This is a genomic window from Actinomadura scrupuli (assembly GCF_050971785.1).
GTDB classification, from domain to species: Bacteria; Actinomycetota; Actinomycetes; order Streptosporangiales; family Streptosporangiaceae; genus Actinomadura_E; species Actinomadura_E scrupuli.
Genome location: NZ_JBPCCU010000003.1, coordinates 667,255 through 687,802, shown reverse-complemented (window position 1 = coordinate 687,802; position 20,548 = coordinate 667,255). Strand labels below are relative to the sequence as shown.

Genomic DNA, 20,548 nt, shown 5'->3' with positions numbered 1-20,548 from the left:
TTCACTGCCCATGTCCTTCGATCCGACCCAGCCCGACGCCGCCTACCTGGCCTTCTGGCACGAATACCACCTGTGCTCGCTCACCACCCAGCGGCCCGACGGCACCCCGCACGTCGTCCCGGTCGGCGTCACCTACGACCCCGCGGCCGGACTCGCCCGGATCATCGCGCACCGGGCCAGCCGCAAGGTCCGCAACATCACCGCCGCCGGACCGGGCGGCATGCGGGTGGCCGTCTGCCAGGTCGACCGCGCCCGCTGGGCCACCCTCGAGGGCGTCGCCACCGTCTCCGACGACCCCGCCGCCGTGGCCGAGGCGGTCCGCCGCTACGCCGACCGTTACCGGCAGCCGAAACCGAACCCCGAACGCGTCGTCATCGAGATCGCCCTCGACCGCGCCATGGGCCACGGCTGACGGCCGGGACGCGGCCGGCCCAGATGAACCGGCGCCTGACATATTGTGGATCTTGCATCTCAGTGCCACGAACCTGACCTGGCCGACGAAAGGACCACCCCATGACAGCGCCGGACAACTGGAACCAGAAGATCATCGAGGAGTTCCGGGCGAACGCGGGCAAGGTCGGCGGCCCGTTCGAGGGAGCGGACCTGGTGCTGCTGACCACCACCGGCGCCCGGACCGGCAAGCGCCACACCGTACCGCTGATGTCCCTGCGCGACGGCGACCGGATCATCGTCGCCGCCTCCGCCGCGGGTGCCCCCTCCCACCCCGCCTGGTACCACAACATGCTGGCCGACCCGCAGGTCACCGTGGAGACCGGCACGAGCACGCTGCAGGCCACCGCGGCGGTGATCGAGGGCGAGGAACGCGACCGCCTCTACGCCAGCTTCGTCGAGATCGCCCCCGGATTCGGCGACTACCAGGCCAAGACGTCCCGGGTCATCCCCGTGGTCGCGCTGCACACCTGACCGGCGCGGCCGGCCCCCTTCCCGACCGCGCCGGCCGGGCCGCCGCCCGCCCGCACCCCCCGGGCGACGGCCCCGCCGCGGAGCCCCGTCAGGGGCCGTCCCGCAGAGCGTCCTCCCGCTCGGCCTGCTCGGCCAGTTGCGTGCGCAGGTCGCCGTGGAAGCCCATGGGCAGGGTGCGGGCGAGACCGGCGTCGATCTCGGTGTCGGTCAGCATCCGGCGGCGGGTGGCCATCAGCGCGCGCGGCTCGCCGTCGCCGCCGCGCGAGCACCACAGATGCCACTCGGGGAACTCCTCCGCGAGCGCCCGCCACTCGGCGGCGCCCCGCCCCGCCACGAACCGATCATCGTCACCAGACGTCGCCTTGCCCACGTGCTCACCTCAGCGAATCGGGATCTTTAGGGGGTCTAAAGTCGCTGTTAGGTGAGCATAGGGACACGCTCCGTGCATGCGCAATAGTGGGGCTAAACTTCGCCAAATGAGGACCGGAGCAGCGAGCACGTGGACCTGAGAACACTGCGGGACATCTCCGCCATCGCCGATCCGATCGAGCGGGCGCGGGCCGTCAGCCACGCCATGACCCAGCAACAGGGACTCACCGAGGAGGCGGCCCGCATCCGGCGCGGCGCGATCGCCGAGGCGCGCGAGGCCGGGCACGGCCTCGAAGAGATCGCCCGCGCCCTCGGCGTCACCCCCGGCCGGATCTCCCAGATGCGCCGGGGCCCCGCCGCCAAGGCACCGGAGCAGCCGGTCAGCCAGAGCCCCAAGGTGATCGTGCAGCGGGCGCTGCCGACCGACCCGGCCACCCGCGGGAGCGTGAGCCTGTTCCTGGTCGAGGCCGAGCGGCAGGGCATCCGCCCCGACCGCAGGATGCTCTACGTCGGCCTCGAGGCCGCCAGCGAGCACGTGGCCGCCTGCCTGCGCGTCCAGCCCGGCGACGAGATCGTGGCACGCCGCAAGATGATGACCGCCAACGAGACACCCGTGCGGATCGCGACCTCGTACTTCCGCGCCGACCTGTTCGGCGGCACCCGCATCGCCGAGCCGGAGTTCGTCACCCCGTCACTGCAGGCGGCGATCACCGCGCTCGGCTACGCCTTCGGTCACGCCGAGGAGACCCTGACCTGCCGCCCGGCCACCCGGTTCGAGGCCGACACCCTAGAGCTCGACCCCGGCGAATGGGTCGTGCAGGTGCTGCGCGCCTCCTACTCCTCCGAGGGCACCCCGGTGCACATCCTCGAGACCATCTGCGCCGCGACCCGCCACATCTTCCCCATCGGCCAGGTCGGCGGGCTCGACGAGTTCTGACCCCCGCCCTGCCCGCGGCGGACCCGCCGCCCCGCAGGGTGCACCCGGTCATCACCCGCACCCCCGGGATGCCGGCCGAGGTGGGCGCGCTCGCTGCCACCTCCTCCCGGCGGCCGCCTGCCGCCGGGAGGAGGCCCTCAGCCGGCCGCCGGGGACTCGAGCAGGTCGCGGACCTCCCCGGCGGTGGTCTCCTGGAGCTCCTGCCCGACCAGCAGCCAGCGGGTGATCCCGACAGTCTCCAGGAAGGACAGGTCGTGGCTGGCGATCACGAGCGCGCCCTGGTAGGAGCCGAGCGCGCTCGTCAGCTGCCGCACGGCGGCCAGGTCGAGGTTGTTGGTCGGCTCGTCCAGCATCAGCAGCTGCGGGGCCGGTGCGGCGAGCATCGTCGCCGCGAGGGCCGCGCGGAAGCGTTCCCCGCCCGACAGGGTGCCCGCCGGCTGTTCGGCGCGTGCCCCCTTGAACAGGAACCGCGCGAGCTGGGCGCGGATGTGGTTGTCGGTGACCCCGGGAGCCAGCCGGGCCACGTTCGCGGCGACGCTCAGCTCCTCGTCCAGCACGTCCAGGCGCTGCGGGAGGAACCGCAGCGGCACGAACGTCCTCGCCTCGCCGGACAGCGGTGCCAGCTCCCCGGTGAGGGTGCGCAGCAGCGTGGTCTTACCGGCTCCGTTGCGCCCGACCAGCGCGAGGCGTTCGGGCCCCCGCACCTGGAGGTCGGCTTCGCGCAGCCTGCCGAAGCGGGGGCGCAGGCCGTGCAGGCTCAGGACGGTGCGGCCCGCGGGCACGGCGGTGCCGGGCAGGCTCACCCGGATCTCGGCGTCGTCGCGGATCGCCTCCGCGGCCTCCTCGCGCCGTTCGCGCGCCCCCTCGAGCCGGTCCTCCTGCAGGCCGCGGAGCTTGTCCGCCGACTCCTGCGCGGAGCGCTTGCGTTCGCCGGCGACGATCCTCGGGGCCCGCCGCTGCGCGTCCATCTTCTTGTTGTGCCGCTGCCGGCGGGCCAGCTTGATGTGGGTCTCCTCGAGTTCGCGCTTCTGGCGGCGCACGTCCGCCTCGGCGGCCCGCAGCATCCGCCCGGCCGCCTCCTGCTGGGTGGCCACGGCCTCCTCGTAGGCGGACCAGCCGCCCCCGTACCAGCTCACCGATCCCGAGCGCAGCTCGGCGATGCGGTCCACCCGCTCCAGCAGGTCACGGTCGTGGCTGACCACGACCAGCGCCCCCGAGCGCCACGAGCCGACGGCCTCATAGAGGCGGCGGCGCGCGAACAGGTCGAGGTTGTTGGTCGGCTCGTCGAGCAGCAGGACCTCGGGGCGCTCCAGCAGCAGCGCGGCCAGGCGCAGCAGGACGGTCTCCCCGCCCGACAGTTCACCCACCGTGCGGTCCAGCCCGACGTCGCCGAGCCCCAGGGAGCCCAGCGTCGCGAGCGCCCGCTCCTCGACGTCCCAGTCGTCGCCGATCGTCTCGTAGTGCTCCTCGCTCACCTCACCGGCCTCGATGGCGCGCAGCGCGGCACGCCGCCCGGCGATGCCCAGCGCCCGGTCGACGCGCAGGGCCGTGTCGAGGGTGATGTTCTGCGGAAGGTAGGCGAGGGTGCCGGCGACGGTCACCGACCCCTGGGAGGGGCGCAGCCGGCCGGCCAGCAGCCGCAGCAGGGTGGACTTGCCGGTGCCGTTGGCGCCGACGAGGCCGGTGCGGCCCCGGCCGATACTGACGGAGAGCCCGTCGAAGACGGTCGTGCCGTCCGGCCACTGGAAGGACAGGTCCGAGCAGGTCACGGAGGCACTGGGGGTGAGGGGATGGGACATGTGGATTCTCGCAGTCGCAAGCGCGGTGGTCAGGGCTTCGTATGCGAGCACCACGCGGCGACCAGGCCGGGACGGGGGGTGCGGCCCTCCGGAGGTGAAGGACGGCTCGGGCACCGAGGTCGCATCTACGCGGGGTCACGGGCGGCGGGAAGGCCGGCTGCGGCGTGACGGGCGTACGGCCGATGCCGTACCGCGCGATGTTCGCGGACCTCAGATGCGCAACGTCCACCTCAATCGGAGACGACAGGACCCTCGAACTCTACCTCAACCGCTCGCGCCGGTGCTCCCCGCACCCGGAGCGCGCCGCACGCTGACCGGGTTCGCCCGGCTCGGGTGAGACCGGCGGCCGGTTCGCCGCGGCACCGGAGGGGCATGGGAGTGCCGAGGAGGTCGTGCGGATGGGAGCCATCGGCCACGCGCTGGCCATCGCCGGTTCGATGACCTGGGAGATCCTGTGGGCGCTGATCCTGGGGTTCACGCTGTCGGCGGTGGTGCAGGCGATCGTCCCCCGGTCCACCGTCGTGGGGCTGCTCGGCGACGACCGCCCCCGGACCCTGACCCTGGCCGCCGGGCTCGGCGCCGCGTCGTCCTCGTGCTCCTACGCCGCGGTCGCGCTGGCCCGCTCACTGTTCCGCAAGGGCGCGGGCTTCACCGCGGCCATGGCGTTCGAGATCGGCTCCACCAACCTCGTCGCCGAGCTCGGCATCATCCTGGCCCTGCTGATGGGCTGGCAGTTCACCGCCGCCGAGTTCGTCGGCGGCCCGATCATGATCGTGGTGCTGGCGGTGCTGTTCCGGCTGTTCCTGCGCGAACGGCTGCTGCGCGAGGCACGCGACCAGGCCGGGCGCGGCCTGGCCGGGTCGATGGAGGGGCACGCCGCCATGGACATGTCCGTGCGGCGCGCCGGTTCGCTTCCGCGGCGCCTGTTCTCCGGCGAGGCGCTCACGTCGATCTCGCACGTGTTCGTCATGGAATGGGCCGCGATCTTGGGGGACCTGGTCGTCGGCCTGCTCATCGCCGGCGCGATCGCCGCCTGGGTGCCCGCCTCGTTCTGGCAGGCGTTCTTCCTGACCGGCCACCCCGTCGCCGCCGCGATCTGGGGTCCCCTGGTCGGCCCGCTCGTCGCGGTGGCCGCCTTCGTCTGCTCCATCGGCAACGTGCCGCTGGCCGCGGTGCTGTGGAACGGCGGCATCAGCTTCGGCGGGGTCGTGGCGTTCATCTTCGCCGACCTGATCATCCTGCCGATCATCAACATCTACCGGAAGTACTACGGCCCGCGCATGGCGCTGTTCATCACCGTCACCTTCTACACGGCCATGGTGATCGCCGGCTACCTGGTCGAACTGATCTTCGGTGCGGCCGGCCTGATCCCGGCCCACCGCCACGCGACGGTGATGGAGTCCCACCTGTCCTGGAACTACACCACCTGGCTCAACATCGCCTTCCTGCTGCTCGCCGCCGTGCTGGTGCTGCGGTTCGTCCGCACCGGCGGGGTGCGCATGCTCGCCATGATGGGCGGCCCGCCCGACGACCACCATGACCACGGTGCGGGCTGAGTCCCGCCGCCGGTACGGCGCCGCACCGGGGAAGCGATCCGCTCAGGCCCCTGGCCCGAGCTCCCGCAGGATGGCCTGCCCCGCCGCGCGGTGCCCGGCGGCCGCGGGCGGATCCGTCCCGTCGAGCACGGCCGCGATTCCCTCGTGGGCCAGCGCCTCCGCGTACCGGTATCCCAGTTCCGGGGCCAGCTCCAGCGCTTGCCGGTGGAGCCGCAGGGCCTCCTCGGGCAGGCCCGCAAGCCGGCAGGTCTCGGCGTAGCCGTTGAGGAAATGGATCTTCCAGTGTTCCTCGAACAGCTCGTCCAGCAGCGCGAACGCCTGCCGGTGGGCGGCGAGCGCCTCCTCGTACCGGCCCATCCGCCGCAGGGCGACGCCCAGGCAGTTGAGGCACCACGCCTCGTTGTGCTTGTGCCCGTCCTCGCGGGCCAGCGCGAGCGCCTGCTCCAGGTGCTCCATCGCCGCGTCGGGTTCCTCGTGGGCGATGGCCACGCCGAGGGTGATCCGGGCCGTCAGCGTGGGGGGCCAGGCGGGGTCGGGGTGCGGGATCTCCAGCGCCTCCCGGGCCAGCCGCGCCGCCTGCTCGTGGTGTCCCAGCTGCAGCATCGCCCAGGCCTCGTACGCCGTCGCATGGGCCGCGCCCGTCGGGCAGCCGGCGTCCGCGTACAGCCTGCCCGCCCGCCGGAAGAGCTCGAGCGGCTCCTCGACATGCCCCTGATCCCACCCGAGGTAGCCGCGGCGCATGGTCAGCTCCGCCGCTGACCGGGTGTCGCCCACGTGGGACACCAGCGGTGCCGCCGCCTCGTAGGCGGCACCGGCCTCCGCCATCCGGCCCGCGTTGTAGCGGGCGAAGCCCAGGTCGCTGTGCGCCTCGGCCAGCTGCTGCGGATCGCCCAGGCGCTGGGCGGCGACCAGCGAGCGCTCGAAGAGGACGTTGAGGTGCGTCGTGCCGCAGCGCCGCGCGAAGAAGGCCCGCATGAACCGCGGCAGCTCGCACACGTGCGCGTCGGCTCCGGCGGCGACCGCCGCCTCGAAGACGGCCATCAGGTTGGTGTACTCCGTACCGAACCAGAAGAGCGCCGCGTGCTTGTCGGTGAACTCCGGCAGCTCGGCCGGCGGCGGGCCCGCGGAGACCTCCAGGCTGGGAGACAGGTACGACATCGCGGCGTCGGCGGCGGCCGCCGCGTGCACGTAGTAGTCGAGCACCCGGCCCAGCGCCTGCTCCAGCTCCGCCGGTGAGTCCTGCTCGGTGGCGGCCCGGCGCGCGTGCTGGCGCACCAGGTCGTGCAACCGGTAGCGGCCGGCCGCCGGCTGCTGGACGAGGTGCGCATCGAGCAGGTCCTCCAGCATCGCCCGGGCGCCGCGCAGCGGTATGTCCTCCAGCGCCGCCGCCACGTACTCGTCGAAGGTCGAGCCGGGCAGCAGGCCCAGCAACCGGAAGAAGCGGCGCTGCGCCCGGTCCAGTTGCCGTACGGACATCGCGAACGCGGTGTCGAACTCGGTGGCGCCCTCGGCCATCCGCTCGACGAGGATGCCCACGGTCCAGCCCGGCCGGTGCCGCAGCCGCGCCGCCGCCAGCCGCAGGGCCAGCGGCAGATGGCCGCACAGCCGCAGCACCTCGGCGGCGGATTCGGGGTCGCGGGCCAGCCGGCCGTCCGACCCGCCCGGGTCGCCGCTGGCGCGCGCCAGCAGCTGCGCGCTCTCCTGCGGGGTCAGCACGTCCAGCGAGACCGGGGGCACCTCGTCCAGGCCCAGCAGCCGGTTGCGGCTGGTGATCAGGGCGACGGAGGGGCCGGCGCCGGGCAGCAGCGGGCGGACCTGGTCGGCGTCGGCGGCGTTGTCGAGGACCACGACGGCCCGCCGGTGGGCCAGCTCCGACCGCCAGCAGGCGGCCAGCGGCTCGATGCCGCCCTCCTGCGGGATCTTCTCTGACGGCACGTCGAGGGCGGCGAGCAACGTCCGCAGCGCGGGGTCGGGATCGAGCGGTTCCCGCCCGGCGGTGAACCCGTGCAGGTCCACATAGAGCTGGGCGTCGGGGTAGCCGGCGGTGAGCCGGTGCGCGGCGTGCACCGCCAGGCAGGTCTTGCCGACGCCCGCCATGCCGTCGACGGCGACCACCCGGCTGCCGTCCACCGCGGCGAGCACGGCGGCGAGCTCGGCCTCGCGTCCGGTGAAGTCGGGCGCGTCGCGCGGCAGATCGTTGCGGGGCGGGCGCGGCGCCCCGGCGGGCGGCGACGGGGGCTGGACCTGGCGGCTGGTCCTCGGGGGCGCCGGCAAAGGATTGGAGGCCCGTTCCCACAGGGGGCGCAGCGGGCGGGGGTCGCGCTTGACGAGACGGCACAGCGCGATCACCGCGGGCCAGGGCGGTACCGTCTGGCCGCTGAGATAGCGCGACAGTGACGATGAGCTGAGGCCGGTGTCCCGCGCCAGGGCCCGTACGCCGCGCCCGGACAGTTCCTGGACCAGGCGCAGCCGGGCCGCCAGCTCCTCCTGCGGGCCGGCCTTGCCGCTCAGCTGCCGCACATCCACCGTTCCCCGCCTCCCTGTCCCGGCCCGGCGGAAGTTCTCCGGGCCGGGTCGCCGCTGTTCAGGGCCGTTTCGACTGTCCCAGGGTGTCCCGGCGCCGTCGTCATGGTAGGCCCCTCCGGCTGAGATGGAGGCACGCCCCCGAGAGAAGGGGGCGCCGCCCCGGAGAAGGAGAACCGAAATGCAGTCTCGTATGCAGAACCCCGCCGTCGTCCTGTCCGGCGCGATGCAGCCCATCCAGGAGATCTTCAAGGCCGTGCACTCCGGTGGGGTGAGCGGGGAGATCCTGGAGCTGGTGCACCTGCGGGTCAGCCAGATCAACGGCTGCAGCGCCTGCGTGGACGGCGGCGCCAAGACCGCCCGTAAGGCCGGAGTGAGCGAGGAGCGGCTGGCCACGGTCGTCACCTGGCGGGAGACCCCGTACTTCACCGAGCAGGAGCGGGCGGCGCTCGCGCTGGCCGAGGCCGCGACGCGGCTCGCCGACCGCGCCGACGCCGTGAGCGACGAGATCTGGGACACCGCCGCCACCCACTTCGACGAGAAGCAGCTGGCCGCGATCGTCCTGATGATCGGCGTCACCAACATGTTCAACCGGCTCAACGCCACCACCCGGCAGATCGCCGGCGCATGGGGGTAAGGCGTGCGGGTCCCGGGCGGCGCGCACGAACCCGCGGCCCGGGACCCCCGCCTCATCGGCCCCCCGGATCTTCCGGCGAAGCCGCCGCCCCTTACCAAGATCCACGGACAAGGAGACCGCCACCATGAACGCGACGCCGAAGGCCACCAGGAGCACCACCGCGGCCGGCACGAAGTTCGACGGGTTCACCGACGAAGAACGAGCCGCGATGAAAGAGCACGCCCAGGAGCTGAAGACGGCCGCGCGCCGCGGCCCGGGCAAGGCCAAGGCGGACGGGGAGCGCGACGTGCTCGCGAAGATCGCCGAGATGACGGAGGCGGACCGGGTCATCGCCGAACGGCTGCACGAGATCATCAAGGCCGCCGCACCGGCCCTCGCGCCCAGGCTCTGGTACGGGATGCCCGCCTACGCCAAGGACGGCAGGGTGCTCTGCTTCTTCCAGAGCGCGCAGAAGTTCAAGTCGAGGTACGCGACCCTCGGCTTCAACGATGTGGCGAGCCTCGACGACGGCGCCATGTGGCCGACCGCCTTCGCCCTGACGGAGCTGACCGCCGGCAACGAGGCGAGGATCGGCGCACTGGTCAGGCGAGCGGCGAGCTGACCGCTCCACCTGCCGTGACCATGGCCGTCTCCGCCGGTCGGGTGCCCGGGGGTCCGATTCCCCGGGCCGCCCGACCCTTCAGGGTCAGGTTCCTGGACGGCGAGACCCGGCTGACCGTCGGCGCCGTCACCGCCCGCGGTCACGCCCGATATCGAAGCTTTGTCGGGTCTTGGCGTGGGCTTGGCCGGTACCGGAGCAGATGATGCGGGATGCTTTCGGTGGGAGGTGGCGTGTTACGGACTCGATGGTCGCTCCCGGTGCGGAAGGCATCGATGATCGGCGGGCTCGCCGCTCTGGTATGCCTGGGGATCAGCGTCCTGATCCTCGTCAGCGCGTATGACAGGGCCGTCGTCGCCGGCACCGATCGCATCTCCAAGGCCGCCGAACGTGCCGTGGTGCTGGCCAAGGCCGATCGCCTGCCCGCCGTCGTACCGGCGGAGGGCGCCACGGCCATCCAGGTGCTGGACGCTCACCGGCAGGTCGTCGCGGCCACCCGGCAGCTCACCGGCAACGCACCGATGGCCCCCTTTCCGGCCGAGAAGGACACCCTGCGCGCCGTGCACGAACTGTGCCCTCCGGCCGGCCTGCGGGGCTGCATGACCGTCGTCTCCATCCGGTTCTCCAAGGCGGACGGCCCCTGGGTGGCCTACGCCGCCGGGCCGGCGCCGGCCGTGTACGGGAGCGCCGCGCTGCTCTGGTCGCTGGCCGGGGTGACGGTGCTGGTGGCGTCGCTGGCGGCCGCCGGGACCTACCGGTCGGTCCACCGGGTGCTGGCGCCTTTCGAGACCATCCGGGCCGAGCTGGCCGACATCATCACCTCCGGCCTCGATCGCCGGGTCACGGTGCCCGCGACGGACCAGGAGGTCAGGAGGCTGGCCGAGACCATGAACCACGCGCTGGCCCGGCTCGAGGGTGCGCTCGAGCGATTACGGCGGCACAACCTCGACGTGTCCCATGACCTGCGCACCCCGATCACCGCGATCCGCCTCCATCTGGAGGAGGCGCTGATGTATCCCGACGAGGCCCAGTGGTCGCGCACGGCGGCCAAGGTGATGGAGGAGGTCGCGCGCCTGCAGCCGGTGCTGCACGACCTCGCCGACCTGGACGCGAACCGGCCGCGGCCCACCCGGCCCCGCTGACCCCCAGATCCTGGAAGTCGCCGGCGGCCGAGGGGGACAATGGGGTCATGTGCCGCAGCATCAAGACCCTTCGCCCACCGTTCGAAGACGACGTCACCGACGAGGACGTGCACGCCGCGGCGTTGCAGTACGTCCGCAAGGTGTCGGGGTTCCGCTCCCCCGCCGCGCACAACGCCGCGGCGTTCGAGCGCGCCGTCGCCGAGGTCGCGGCGGCCACCGCCGAGCTCCTGGCGACCATCCAGGTACGCGGCGCCGCCCGATAGGGCCTCGCGCAGGCCGTGGCGACACCGGGTCCTTGCGGGAGACGGCGATGACGATGTTCGCCAGGTTCACCCCGCCCCCGCCAGGCCGCGCCGGCCCGGCGGGGGCACGGCGAGTGTCAGCCGCCGCTCCGCACGCAGATGCAGAAGGGGTGGCCGGCCGGGTCGGCCAGCACCCGCCACCGGTCGGCGCCGGGCTGGAACTGCGGCCTCGTGGCGCCCAGCTCGGCCAGCGCGGACTCGGCCTTGTCCAGGTCGTCGACGTAGAAGTCCAGATGGGACTGCTGCGGGACCGCCGGGTCGGGCCAGGTCGGCGGCCGGTGGCCGTCGGCGCGCTGGAAGTAGAGCGTCATCCCGCCCGCCAGCTCCGTGGCGGCGGAGCCCTCCTCGCTGTAGGTGATCTCACCGCCGCCCAGCCGCTGGTAGAACGCCGCGAGCCGCTGCGGATCGTCGCAGTCCAGGTTGACGGCGATGAACTGGCCTATGGCAGACATTCGTTGCTCCTTCGCTCGGTCGGGCCGCTCCGGCCACGAACCCCATGGTGGGGACCCCTGCCTGCCATCCCCTGTCAGGTACGGGCGAGGGCCGGTGGCGGCTAAGGTGCGCAGGTGCCTACTAATCCCTCCGCATATCTCGAGGAGCTGTTCTCCCTCACCGGCCGGGTGGCCGTGGTGACCGGCGGCAGCTCCGGCATCGGCCGCGGCATGGCGCAGGCCCTCGGCCGGGCCGGTGCCGCCGTCGTCCTGATCGCCCGCCGGGAGGAGGAGCTCGCCGCGACGGCGCGCGAACTGGAGTCCCACGGCTGCCGCGTCGCCTGGGTGAGCGCAGATCTGAGCTCCCGTGACGCCGTGCGCGCGGGGGCGGAGGAGGCGGTGAAGCCGTTCGGGGAGCCGGACATCCTGGTCAACTGCGCGGGCATCAACCTGCGCCCGCCACTGGGCGAGCTGACCGAGCCCCAGTGGGACCAGACCATGGCGGTCAACCTCGACGCCCCGTTCCTGCTGGGCCAGCGGTTCGGCCCGGCGATGGCCGCGCGCGGCTGGGGGCGGATCATCAACGTCGCCTCGCAGCAGTCCTTCCGCGCCTTCCTCAACAGCGGCGCGTACGGGGCGTCGAAGGCCGCCCTGGTCGCGCTCTCGCGGTCCCAGGCCGAGGCCTGGTCGCCGCACGGGGTGTGCTGCAACGCCGTCGTTCCCGGCTTCGTGCTCACTCCGCTGAACGCGCACGTCTCCGCCGACCCCGAGCGGGTCGCGGCGCTGGCCGGCCGCACCATGGTCGGCCGCAACGGCCTGCCCCGCGACTTCGCCGGGGCCACGGTCTTCCTGGCCTCCGCGGCCGCGGAGTACGTCACCGGCCAGGCGATCTTCGTGGACGGCGGCTTCTCGGCGCACTGATTCCGTCGGCGCCGAGAGCAGGGCCGCAACGGGGCCCGCGAGCACCGGTATACCCCGGGGGGTATGCTGGGCGAGGAGGTGGTGCGGATGGAGATGGACGCGACGGTGCTGGCCGATGCGCTCACCCGGCTCAAGCGTGCCCATGGCCAGCTGGGCGGGGTGATCGCGATGATCGAGAACGCCGAGGACTGCGAGCGGGTGCTCACCCAGCTGGCGGCGGTGTCCAAGGCTCTGGACCGCGCCGGATTCAAGATCATATCGACGGGGTTGCAGCAGTGCCAAGCGGCGCGGGAGCGGGGAGAGACCCCCCCGATCAGTCCCGAGCGGCTGGAGAAGCTGTTCCTGGCCCTGTCCTGACCGGGTGATGGCGGGCGTTCCCGCGTGCCGGGCCGGCACCCGGGACCCGTCCATGAGCAGGGCATCCGTTCGTCCTCCGTATACCCCCCGGGGTATGCCCAGGATCGCGGTGGGGACCGCGGGCCGGGAGGTGGTTCGGCCCGAAGGACCGGTACCTAACGACCCGGATGCCGGTAGGTGAACGAGAGCGAAGGCGGGCAGACGATGAACACGATGAACACGATCCACGTCGAGGTGGTGGAGACCTCGTCCCTGGGCGACCGGTCCTATCTGGCCCATGACGGGCGGGTGGCGGTGGTGGTCGATCCGCAGCGCGACATCGACCGGGTCCTGGCGCTGGCCGGTCGGCTGGGGGTGCGGATCACTCACGTGGCCGAGACCCACATGCACAACGACTACGTTTCCGGCGGGCTGGCGCTGGCCCGGGTGAGCGGTGCGGCCTACCTGGTGGCCGGGGCCGACGAGACCGGCTTCGACCGGCTGGCGGTGGCCGACGGCGACACCGTCACGGTGTCGGAGGGCATGCGCCTGGCGGTGCTGGCCACTCCCGGGCACACGTTCCATCACCTGTCCTACGTGCTGGAAGGCGCCGAGGGGCCGGTGGGGGTGTTCACCGGCGGGTCGCTGCTGTTCGGCACCACCGGCCGTACCGACCTGCTCGGTCAAGAGCACGCCCACACCCTGGCCCGCCACCAGCACGCCTCGGCCCGCCGCCTGGCCGACCTGCTGCCCGACGGCGCGCAGATCTGGCCCACCCACGGGTTCGGCAGCTTCTGCTCGGCCACCCAGTCCGACGCGCCGGCCTCCACCATCGGCCGCGAGCGCACCGCCAACCCCGTGCTGCGGCTGGAGGCCGGCGACTTCGTCACCGAGACCCTGGCCGGGCTTGACGCCTACCCCGCCTACTACGCCCACATGGGCGCACGCAACACAGCCGGCGCCGACCTGATAGACCTCACCCCGGTCCAGAGCGCCGACGCCGCCGCGCTGCGGGCGCGGATCGAGGCCGGCGAGTGGGTGGTGGACCTGCGCTCGCGCAAGGCCTTCGCCCAGCGGCATCTGGCCGGCACGCTCAGCTTCGGCCTGGACGGGCCGATGTCGACCTGGCTGGGCTGGATGGCCCCCTGGGGAGCGCCCATCACCCTGCTCGGCGACAGCGCGGAGCAGGTGGCCGACGCTCAGCGCGAGCTGGCCCGCATCGGCATCGACCGCCCCGCCGCCGCCGCGGCCGGCAGCCCCGCCGAGTGGGCAGGCGGCGACCAGGACCGCCTGGGCGAGCTGGAGACCGCCGGCTTCACCGACCTTGCCGCCGCCCGCAGCGGGCACGCCCCGCACGGCCTGCCCGCCCCCGACGTCGTGCTGGACGTGCGGATGACCAACGAATGGAAGGCCGGGCACCTGGCCGGCGCGGTCCACATCCCGCTGCCCGACCTGCCCCAGCGCATGTCCGAGGTGCCGGCCGGGACGGTGTGGGTGCACTGCGGGTCCGGCTACCGGGCCGCGGCCGCCACCAGCCTCCTGGTCCGCGCCGGACGCCGGGTGGTGCACATCGACGGCGCCTACGCCGATGCCGCCGCCGCCGGCCTGACCATCACCCGCCCGCAGGACTGACCGGCCCGCCGGGACCCGAACCCCCCGGCCCGGCATCCACCGCCGCCGCCACTTCGAGGAGATCGTATGAGCATCGCCGACACCCCCACCGGCCCAGCGGGCCTGGACACCGCCGCGCTGCGGCACCTGCTGGACTCGGGTGCCGGGCCCCGTCTGATCGACGTGCGCACCCCCGGCGAGTTCGAGGCCGCCCACATCCCCGGCTCCCACAACGTGCCGCTGGACCTGCTGCGCGAGCACCGCGCCGAGCTGCGCGCGCACCTGGACGAGCAGGTCGTGCTGATCTGCCGCTCCGGGCAGCGCGCCGGGCTGGCCGAGCAGGCCCTGGCGGGTGCGGGCCTGGCCAACCTGCGGATCCTCACCGGCGGCATCACCGCCTGGCAGGCCGCCGGCGCCACGGTCACCGCAGGCAGGCCGCGCTGGGACCTGGAACGCCAGGTGCGCCTGGTAGCCGGGTCGATCGTGGCGGCCTCGATCCTGGCCAGCGTCTTCTTCCCCGCCGCCAAATGGGTCGCCGGCCTCATCGGCGCCGGCCTGACCTTCGCCGCCCTGACCAACACCTGCGCCATGGGCATGGCACTGGCCAAGCTCCCCTACAACCAAGGCCCGCGCACCGACCTCGACGCCGTCGTGGCGGCCCTGGCCGGAGAACGCCCGTGAACCGCCCCCGCACCCCCGCCGGCCCGTCCGGGCCGATGGGGTGAGCCGGGCGGCGCACCCGGCGGCCGTGCCGACGGAAGGAGGCCGGCGATGTTGACCGCCGTGCTGCTGGGAGCGGTGATCGGGGTCCTGCTCGGGCTGCTGGGCGGCGGCGGCTCCATCCTGGCCGTGCCCGCCCTCGTCTACGGCGCGGGCCTGACCCTGTCAGCAGCGATCCCGACCTCCCTGCTGGTGGTGGGCATCTCCGCGGCCACCGCCGTCCTGCCCCGCATCCGCGCCCAGCAGGTGCGCTGGCGAATGGCCGCCGTCGTCGGCGGCGCCGGTGCCGTCACCGCGTTCGGCGGCGCCGCCCTCAACAGGCTGCTGCCCGCACCCGCCGTCATGATCGGATTCGCCGCGGTCATGGTGGTGGCCGGCTGGCGGATGCTGGCCGAGAACGCCCCCGCGGGCGGGGCGTGCGCGCTGCCCGGCGGCGGCGTCGACTGGCGCGGCTGCCTGCCCAAAGCCATCACCGCCGGAGCCGCCGTCGGGCTGCTGACCGGCCTGTTCGGTGTCGGCGGCGGCTTCCTCATCATCCCCGCCCTCGTCCTGGGCCTCGGCCTGCCCATGACCGTGGCGGTTGGCACCTCCCTGCTCATCGTCATCACCAACGCCGCCGCAGGATTCGCCGCCCACGCCGGCGACGCCACCCTCGACTGGACGGTCGCCATCGCGTTCACCACCGCTGCGGTGGCAGGATCGCTGACCGCCGCCCGGCTCGGCCGCCATCTGGACGCCGCACGCCTGCGCCGCTGGTTCGCCTACCTGGTCTTCGCAGTGGCCGCCTTCATCATCCTCCAGGCACTGACCGATCCCGCCGCCCTGACCGGCTGAACCCGCCCACCGGAACAGACCGGTCAGCGCGGACGGCCGCCCGGCGCCGGCAAGCCGGTCTCGTACCTCATCACGCCTCCATCACGGCGAGAAATTATGAGCCGGGTCACATCTGACCCTTGACGTTCCCACTTGTATGGGCGTAAACAAAGGGAAACAAACTCGAAACGGGAGCTAAACCACATGTACGTGGAGGAGCGGCAGCAGGAGATCCTGCGTCGGGCCCGCGCCGAGGGCCGCGTCGACGTCATGCGGCTCGCCGAGGAGCTGTCGGTGACCAGCGAGACGATCCGGCGGGACCTGACGGCCCTGGAACGTGCCGGCGTGGTCCGCCGGGTACATGGCGGGGCGATCCCGGTCGAGCGCCTGGGTTTCGAGCCCGCGCTGGCCGCCCGGGACGCGGTGATGACGGTGGAGAAGGAGCGCATCGCCAAGGCGGCCCTGGCCGAGCTGCCGGACGAGGGCGCCATCATCATCGACGCCGGTTCCACGACGGAGCGGCTCGCCGCCGCGCTTCCGATGGACCGGGAGCTGACCGTCGTGGTCAACGCGCCGCCGCTGGCGGTCTCCCTGGCCCCCCGCCCCAACCTCACCGTGATCATGCTGGGCGGGCGGGTACGCCGCCGCACGCTGGCCACCGTCGACGACTGGAATCTGCAGATGCTGTCGCGGATCCACGTGGACGTGGCGTTCATGGGCACCAACGGCCTCTCCGGCGAGTGCGGGTTCACCACCCCCGATCCCGCCGAGGCCGCGGTGAAGAGGTCGATGATCGCGGCCGCCCGGCGCGCCGTGGTGCTGGCCGACCACACCAAGATCGGCAACGACTACTTCGCCCGGTTCGCGGAGATCTCCCAGATCGACACCCTGATCACCGACAGCGGGCTCGACAGTGAGCTGCTGTCCGACTTCGAGCAGGCCGGTCTGCGGGTGATCTGCACGTGATCGTCACGCTGACCCTCAACCCCAGCCTCGACCGGGCCATCGAGGTCGACCGGCTCGTCCGCGGGGCGATGATCCGCACGCGATCCGCGCGGCTGGACCCGGGCGGCAAGGGAGTGAACGTCTCCCGGGCACTGCTGGCCAACGACGTGCCCTCACGTGCGATCGTCACCGCGGGCGGCTCCGACGGCGACCAGTTCATCCAGCTGCTGGAGGCCGAGCGCATCGCGGTCCGGGCGGTGCGCGTCACCGGCAGGACCCGGTCGAACGTGACCATCGTCGAGCCGCAAGGGGTGATCACCAAGCTCAACGAGCCCGGCGGGGCGCTGTCCCGCCCGGAGCTCGACCAGATCATCGACGCGGTGCTCGCCGAGGCCGGCACCGCGAGCTGGGTGGTGGCCTGCGGCAGCCTGCCGCCCGGTGTGCCGGACGAGATCTACGCCGAGCTGTGCGGGTCCTTCGCCGCCGGCAGCACCCGGGTGGCCGTGGACACCAGCGGCCCGCCGCTGCTCGCCGCGGTCGCGGCCGGCGCCGTGCTGATCAAGCCGAACCGGGAGGAACTCGCCGAAGCGGTGGGCCGGCCGCTGAACCGGCTCACCGACGTGGTGCGGGCCGCCGAGGAGCTGCGCGATCGCGGCGCCGGCAAGGTCCTGGCCAGCCTCGGCGCCAGCGGCGCGGTGCTCGTGGACGACGACGGCGTGACCGTGGGCGAGGCGCACGTCGCCGCCCCGCAGAGCACCGTCGGTGCGGGGGACGCGCTGCTGGCCGGATTCCTCGCCGCCGGCGCCCGGGGCGCCGAGGCACTCGCCGAGGGCCTGGCATGGGGAGCCGCCGCCGTGCGGCTTCCCGCCAGCCGGATGCCGCGCCCGCACGACATCCGGCGCGACATCGTCCAGATCCATCCCCGACCGGACCTGAGCCGGTCCCTGATCAGGTAACCCCCCTCTGCCCCTGAGGAGCGCACATGGCCACTACCTACACCCCCGAATTCACCGAGGGCGGGATCAAGGCGCGGATCCAGCGCGTCGGCGGCCATCTGGCCGGCATGGTGATGCCCAACATCGGGGCGTTCATCGCCTGGGGACTCATCACCGCGCTGTTCATCCCGACCGGCTGGCTGCCCAACGCCAAGTTCGCCGCCCTCGTCGACCCGATCATCTTGTTCGCGCTGCCGATCCTGATCGGCTACACCGGCGGGCGCATGGTGCACGGCCAGCGCGGCGCGGTGGTGGGCGCGATCGCCACCATCGGCGTCGCCGTCGGCTCGAAGATCCCGATGTTCCTCGGCGCGATGATCATCGGCCCGCTCGCCGCGTACCTGCTCAAGCGGATCGACAAGTTCACCGAGAACCGGATCCGGGCCGGCTTCGAGATGCTGGTGGAGAACTTCACCGCGGGCATCGTCGGCGCCGCCATGGCCGTGCTCGGAGTGTGGGGCATCGCGCCCATCGTCCGTAACATCACCAACACCGCGGGCGACGGCGTCGAATGGCTGGTCCACCACCACCTGCTGCCGTTCGCCTCGATCCTGGTCGAACCCGCCAAGGTGCTGTTCCTCAACAACGCCATCAACCACGGGGTGCTCGGCCCGCTCGGCGTCGCGGAGTCACTCAAGCACGGCAAGTCGATCCTGTTCATGCTGGAGTCCAACCCCGGGCCCGGCCTCGGCGTCCTGCTCGCGTACATGTTCTTCGGGCCGCGGGCGCTGCGGCCGAGCGTGCCTGCCGCGATCGTCATCCAGTTCCTCGGCGGCATCCACGAGATCTACTTCCCCTACGTGCTGATGAAGCCGCGGATGATCCTGGCCGCGATCGCCGGCGGCGCCGCGGGAATCCTGGTCTTCATCGTCACCGGCGCCGGCCTGGTCGCCACCCCGTCGCCCGGCAGCATCTTCGCCTACGCCGCCGAGACTCCCAAGGGCGGCTGGTTCGGGGTGTTCGCCGGAGTCATCGTCGCCACCGGCGTCTCGTTCGCCGTGGGCGCGGCACTGCTCGGCTTCGGCCGCCTCGCCGAACCCAAAACCGCCGACGCGGCACCCGCCGGGACCGAAGCCGACCCGGCGGCCGAGCCCGCCGCCGACGCCGGCGTGACCGGGCAGCCGGCCGCCCGCACCGACGCGCCGCCGCAGCACCGTCCCCTGGAGGCATGACCATGACCACCATCAACGGAAACGACATCCACAAGCTCGTCATCGCCTGCGACGCGGGCATGGGCAGCAGCGTCATGCTCGCGGGCCAGCTGCGCAAGCAGCTCAAGCAGTACGCCGTCGAGGTCGCGCACACCCCGGTGAACGCCATCCCCGCCGACGCCGACGTGGTGGTCTGCCACGCGGGCCTGGCCGCCCGCGCCCGCGGCGGGGCACCCGGCACCGTCATCGTCCCGTTCCAGGTCTTCATCGGCGACCCGGCCGTCACCCACCTGGTCTCGGTCATCAAGAACGGCGGGGTGCTGGATGGGTGAGACGGCCGCGCGGCTGCTCGATCCCCGCGCGATCGACCTGCACGCCCACGCCGACGACCAGGAGAGCGCGATCCGCCTGTGCGGGCAGGCGCTGGTCGGCATCGGCGCGGTGGGTCCCGACTACATCCCGGCCATGCTGGCGCGGGAGTCCTCCATCTCGACCTACCTGGGAGAGGGGGTCGCCATCCCCCACGGGACCGTGGCCGGCAAGGACGCCGTGCACCACGACGCCCTCGCGGTGCTGCGGTTCCCCGACGGAGTGGACTGGGCCGGCGAGCCGGTCACACTCTGCATCGCCATCGCGGCCCGCGGCGACGCCCACATCGGCATCCTCACCGAGCTGGCGGAGATCCTGCTCGACCCGGACCGGGCCAGGGCGCTCCGCGCGGCCACCACGGCCGACGAACTGACCGGCCTGCTCCAACCGCAAAGGGAGACCACATGAGGGTCGCACGCTTCTACGCCCCCGGTGACATCCGGCTCGAGGACGCCCCCGAGCCCGTCGCGGGCCCCGGCGAACTCAAGATCCGCGTGCGGAACTGCTCGACCTGCGGAACCGACGTCAAGATCTCCCGGTTCGGGCATCACCACATCGTCCCGCCCCGGGTGATGGGCCACGAGGTCGCCGGCGAGATCGCCGACGTCGGGGCCGGTGTCACCGCCTGGGCGGCCGGCGACCGGGTCCAGGTGATCGCCGCCATCCCCTGCGGCCACTGCCCGGACTGCCTGCGCGGCCGGATGACGGTCTGCCCCCACCAGGAGTCGATCGGCTACCACTACGACGGCGGGTTCGCCGAGTACATGATCGTCCCCGCCAAGGTGCTCGCCGTCGGCGGCGTGAACCGCGTCCCCGCGGGCCTCTCCTTCGCCGAGGCGTCGGTGACCGAGCCCCTGGCCTGCGTCCTCAACGGTCAGGAACTCGCACGCGTCGGCGACGGCGACGACGTGGTCGTGATCGGGTCTGGGCCGATCGGCTGCCTGCACGTGCGGATGGCCCGCGCCCACGGCGCCGCCCGGGTCTTCATGATCGAGCTCAACGCCGCGCGGCTCGCCCAGGCCGCCGAGCTGGTCGAACCCGACGCCGCGATCAGCGCCGACGGCGTGGACGTCGTCGCGGCGGTCCTCGATCTGACCGGCGGCCGCGGAGCCGACGTGGTCATCACCGCCGCCGCGTCCGGCAAGGCCCAGGAGCAGGCGCTGGCGATGGCCGCGCGGCAGGGCCGGATCAGCTTCTTCGGCGGGCTGCCCAAGGACGACCCGGTCATCGCCTGCGACTCCAACCTGGTGCACTACCGGGAACTCACCATCGTGGGCGCCAACGGCTCCAGCCCCGCCCACAACGCCCGCGCGCTGGACCTCATCGCCTCCGGCCGGGTTCCGGTCGACGACCTCATCACGCACCGGCTGCCGCTGGAGGCGGCCCTCGACGCCCTCGGCATCGTCGCCCGGGGCGAAGCCGTCAAGGTCACCATCCAGCCCTGAACCCCCACCCGCGTATCCCACCCT

At 73.0% G+C, this 20,548-nt stretch carries 23 protein-coding genes; 19 read left to right on the top strand and 4 right to left on the bottom strand.

What is annotated here, in order from left to right:
• Positions 1-10 precede the first annotated feature (10 nt).
• Together ACRYCC_RS17460 and ACRYCC_RS17455 are read left to right on the top strand one after the other, a co-directional pair.
• Positions 11-412 carry a pyridoxamine 5'-phosphate oxidase family protein gene (locus tag ACRYCC_RS17460; RefSeq protein ID WP_433813294.1) on the top strand — a complete coding sequence of 134 codons (402 nt, stop codon included), beginning with the start codon at positions 11-13 and terminating at the stop codon, positions 410-412.
• Positions 413-513: 101 nt separating this feature from the next.
• Positions 514-924 (top strand): nitroreductase family deazaflavin-dependent oxidoreductase, encoded by a 411-nt coding sequence (locus ACRYCC_RS17455; RefSeq protein ID WP_433813292.1) that lies wholly within the window; start codon positions 514-516, stop codon positions 922-924.
• Between the two features lie 88 nt (positions 925-1,012).
• On the opposite strand, the gene ACRYCC_RS17450 is transcribed toward ACRYCC_RS17455, so the two are convergent.
• Complete coding sequence (locus ACRYCC_RS17450; protein ID WP_433813290.1) at positions 1,013-1,294, bottom strand: hypothetical protein; 282 nt, start codon at positions 1,292-1,294, stop codon at positions 1,013-1,015.
• A 129-nt stretch (positions 1,295-1,423) separates the two neighbouring features.
• Here ACRYCC_RS17450 and ACRYCC_RS17445 point away from each other — a divergent pair, with 129 nt between their 5' ends.
• Positions 1,424-2,230, top strand: coding sequence for a UTRA domain-containing protein (locus tag ACRYCC_RS17445; RefSeq protein WP_433813289.1), 807 nt, complete (start codon positions 1,424-1,426; stop codon positions 2,228-2,230).
• Between the two features lie 137 nt (positions 2,231-2,367).
• On the opposite strand, the gene ACRYCC_RS17440 is transcribed toward ACRYCC_RS17445, so the two are convergent.
• Complete coding sequence (locus ACRYCC_RS17440; protein WP_433813287.1) at positions 2,368-4,029, bottom strand: ABC-F family ATP-binding cassette domain-containing protein; 1,662 nt, start codon at positions 4,027-4,029, stop codon at positions 2,368-2,370.
• A gap of 398 nt (positions 4,030-4,427) precedes the next feature.
• Between ACRYCC_RS17440 and ACRYCC_RS17435 the strand changes: the two genes are divergently transcribed.
• Entirely contained in the window at positions 4,428-5,585 is a 1,158-nt protein-coding gene (locus ACRYCC_RS17435; RefSeq protein WP_433813285.1) for a permease, read from the top strand.
• A 42-nt stretch (positions 5,586-5,627) separates the two neighbouring features.
• Here ACRYCC_RS17435 and ACRYCC_RS17430 read toward each other — a convergent pair whose 3' ends face one another.
• On the bottom strand, positions 5,628-8,111 hold the full coding sequence (locus ACRYCC_RS17430) for a tetratricopeptide repeat protein (protein WP_433813283.1): 2,484 nt from the start codon (positions 8,109-8,111) through the stop codon (positions 5,628-5,630).
• A gap of 178 nt (positions 8,112-8,289) precedes the next feature.
• Between ACRYCC_RS17430 and ACRYCC_RS17425 the strand changes: the two genes are divergently transcribed.
• The 4 genes from ACRYCC_RS17425 (at position 8,290) to ACRYCC_RS17410 (ending at position 10,748) form a co-directional block, all read left to right on the top strand.
• Positions 8,290-8,745 carry a carboxymuconolactone decarboxylase family protein gene (locus ACRYCC_RS17425; RefSeq protein ID WP_433813281.1) on the top strand — a complete coding sequence of 152 codons (456 nt, stop codon included), beginning with the start codon at positions 8,290-8,292 and terminating at the stop codon, positions 8,743-8,745.
• A 124-nt stretch (positions 8,746-8,869) separates the two neighbouring features.
• Complete coding sequence (locus ACRYCC_RS17420; RefSeq protein WP_433813279.1) at positions 8,870-9,346, top strand: iron chaperone; 477 nt, start codon at positions 8,870-8,872, stop codon at positions 9,344-9,346.
• 257 nt (positions 9,347-9,603) lie between these two features.
• Positions 9,604-10,485 (top strand): histidine kinase dimerization/phospho-acceptor domain-containing protein, encoded by an 882-nt coding sequence (locus tag ACRYCC_RS17415; protein WP_433813277.1) that lies wholly within the window; start codon positions 9,604-9,606, stop codon positions 10,483-10,485.
• 47 nt (positions 10,486-10,532) lie between these two features.
• Complete coding sequence (locus tag ACRYCC_RS17410; protein WP_433813275.1) at positions 10,533-10,748, top strand: DUF2277 domain-containing protein; 216 nt, start codon at positions 10,533-10,535, stop codon at positions 10,746-10,748.
• Between the two features lie 116 nt (positions 10,749-10,864).
• Here ACRYCC_RS17410 and ACRYCC_RS17405 read toward each other — a convergent pair whose 3' ends face one another.
• A complete protein-coding gene (locus ACRYCC_RS17405; protein WP_433813273.1) occupies positions 10,865-11,239 on the bottom strand; it encodes a VOC family protein in 375 nt (124 codons plus the stop codon).
• Between the two features lie 114 nt (positions 11,240-11,353).
• Between ACRYCC_RS17405 and ACRYCC_RS17400 the strand changes: the two genes are divergently transcribed.
• The 11 genes from ACRYCC_RS17400 (at position 11,354) to ACRYCC_RS17350 (ending at position 20,524) form a co-directional block, all read left to right on the top strand.
• Positions 11,354-12,139, top strand: coding sequence for an SDR family NAD(P)-dependent oxidoreductase (locus ACRYCC_RS17400; protein WP_433813272.1), 786 nt, complete (start codon positions 11,354-11,356; stop codon positions 12,137-12,139).
• Positions 12,140-12,226: 87 nt separating this feature from the next.
• The gene (locus ACRYCC_RS17395; RefSeq protein ID WP_433813909.1) at positions 12,227-12,496 is read left to right on the top strand and encodes a metal-sensitive transcriptional regulator; all 270 of its coding nucleotides are present in this window, start codon (positions 12,227-12,229) and stop codon (positions 12,494-12,496) included.
• A gap of 213 nt (positions 12,497-12,709) precedes the next feature.
• Entirely contained in the window at positions 12,710-14,107 is a 1,398-nt protein-coding gene (locus ACRYCC_RS17390) for an MBL fold metallo-hydrolase (RefSeq protein ID WP_433813270.1), read from the top strand.
• 66 nt (positions 14,108-14,173) lie between these two features.
• Positions 14,174-14,767, top strand: a complete 594-nt coding sequence (locus ACRYCC_RS17385; protein WP_433813268.1) for a rhodanese-like domain-containing protein — start codon at positions 14,174-14,176, stop codon at positions 14,765-14,767.
• Between the two features lie 90 nt (positions 14,768-14,857).
• Complete coding sequence (locus tag ACRYCC_RS17380) at positions 14,858-15,640, top strand: sulfite exporter TauE/SafE family protein (RefSeq protein WP_433813266.1); 783 nt, start codon at positions 14,858-14,860, stop codon at positions 15,638-15,640.
• A 183-nt stretch (positions 15,641-15,823) separates the two neighbouring features.
• Positions 15,824-16,585, top strand: coding sequence for a DeoR/GlpR family DNA-binding transcription regulator (locus tag ACRYCC_RS17375; RefSeq protein ID WP_433813264.1), 762 nt, complete (start codon positions 15,824-15,826; stop codon positions 16,583-16,585).
• Entirely contained in the window at positions 16,582-17,520 is a 939-nt protein-coding gene (gene pfkB, locus ACRYCC_RS17370) for a 1-phosphofructokinase (RefSeq protein WP_433813262.1), read from the top strand. The genes ACRYCC_RS17375 and pfkB overlap by 4 nt, the downstream gene beginning before the upstream one ends.
• A gap of 26 nt (positions 17,521-17,546) precedes the next feature.
• On the top strand, positions 17,547-18,731 hold the full coding sequence (mtlA, locus tag ACRYCC_RS17365) for a mannitol-specific PTS transporter subunit IIC (RefSeq protein WP_433813260.1): 1,185 nt from the start codon (positions 17,547-17,549) through the stop codon (positions 18,729-18,731).
• Entirely contained in the window at positions 18,728-19,042 is a 315-nt protein-coding gene (locus tag ACRYCC_RS17360) for a PTS sugar transporter subunit IIBC family protein (protein WP_433813258.1), read from the top strand. Before mtlA ends, ACRYCC_RS17360 begins: the two co-directional genes overlap by 4 nt.
• Positions 19,035-19,487, top strand: a complete 453-nt coding sequence (locus ACRYCC_RS17355; protein ID WP_433813256.1) for a PTS mannitol transporter subunit IIA — start codon at positions 19,035-19,037, stop codon at positions 19,485-19,487. The genes ACRYCC_RS17360 and ACRYCC_RS17355 overlap by 8 nt, the downstream gene beginning before the upstream one ends.
• On the top strand, positions 19,484-20,524 hold the full coding sequence (locus ACRYCC_RS17350; RefSeq protein WP_433813254.1) for a zinc-dependent dehydrogenase: 1,041 nt from the start codon (positions 19,484-19,486) through the stop codon (positions 20,522-20,524). The genes ACRYCC_RS17355 and ACRYCC_RS17350 overlap by 4 nt, the downstream gene beginning before the upstream one ends.
• Positions 20,525-20,548 lie beyond the last annotated feature (24 nt).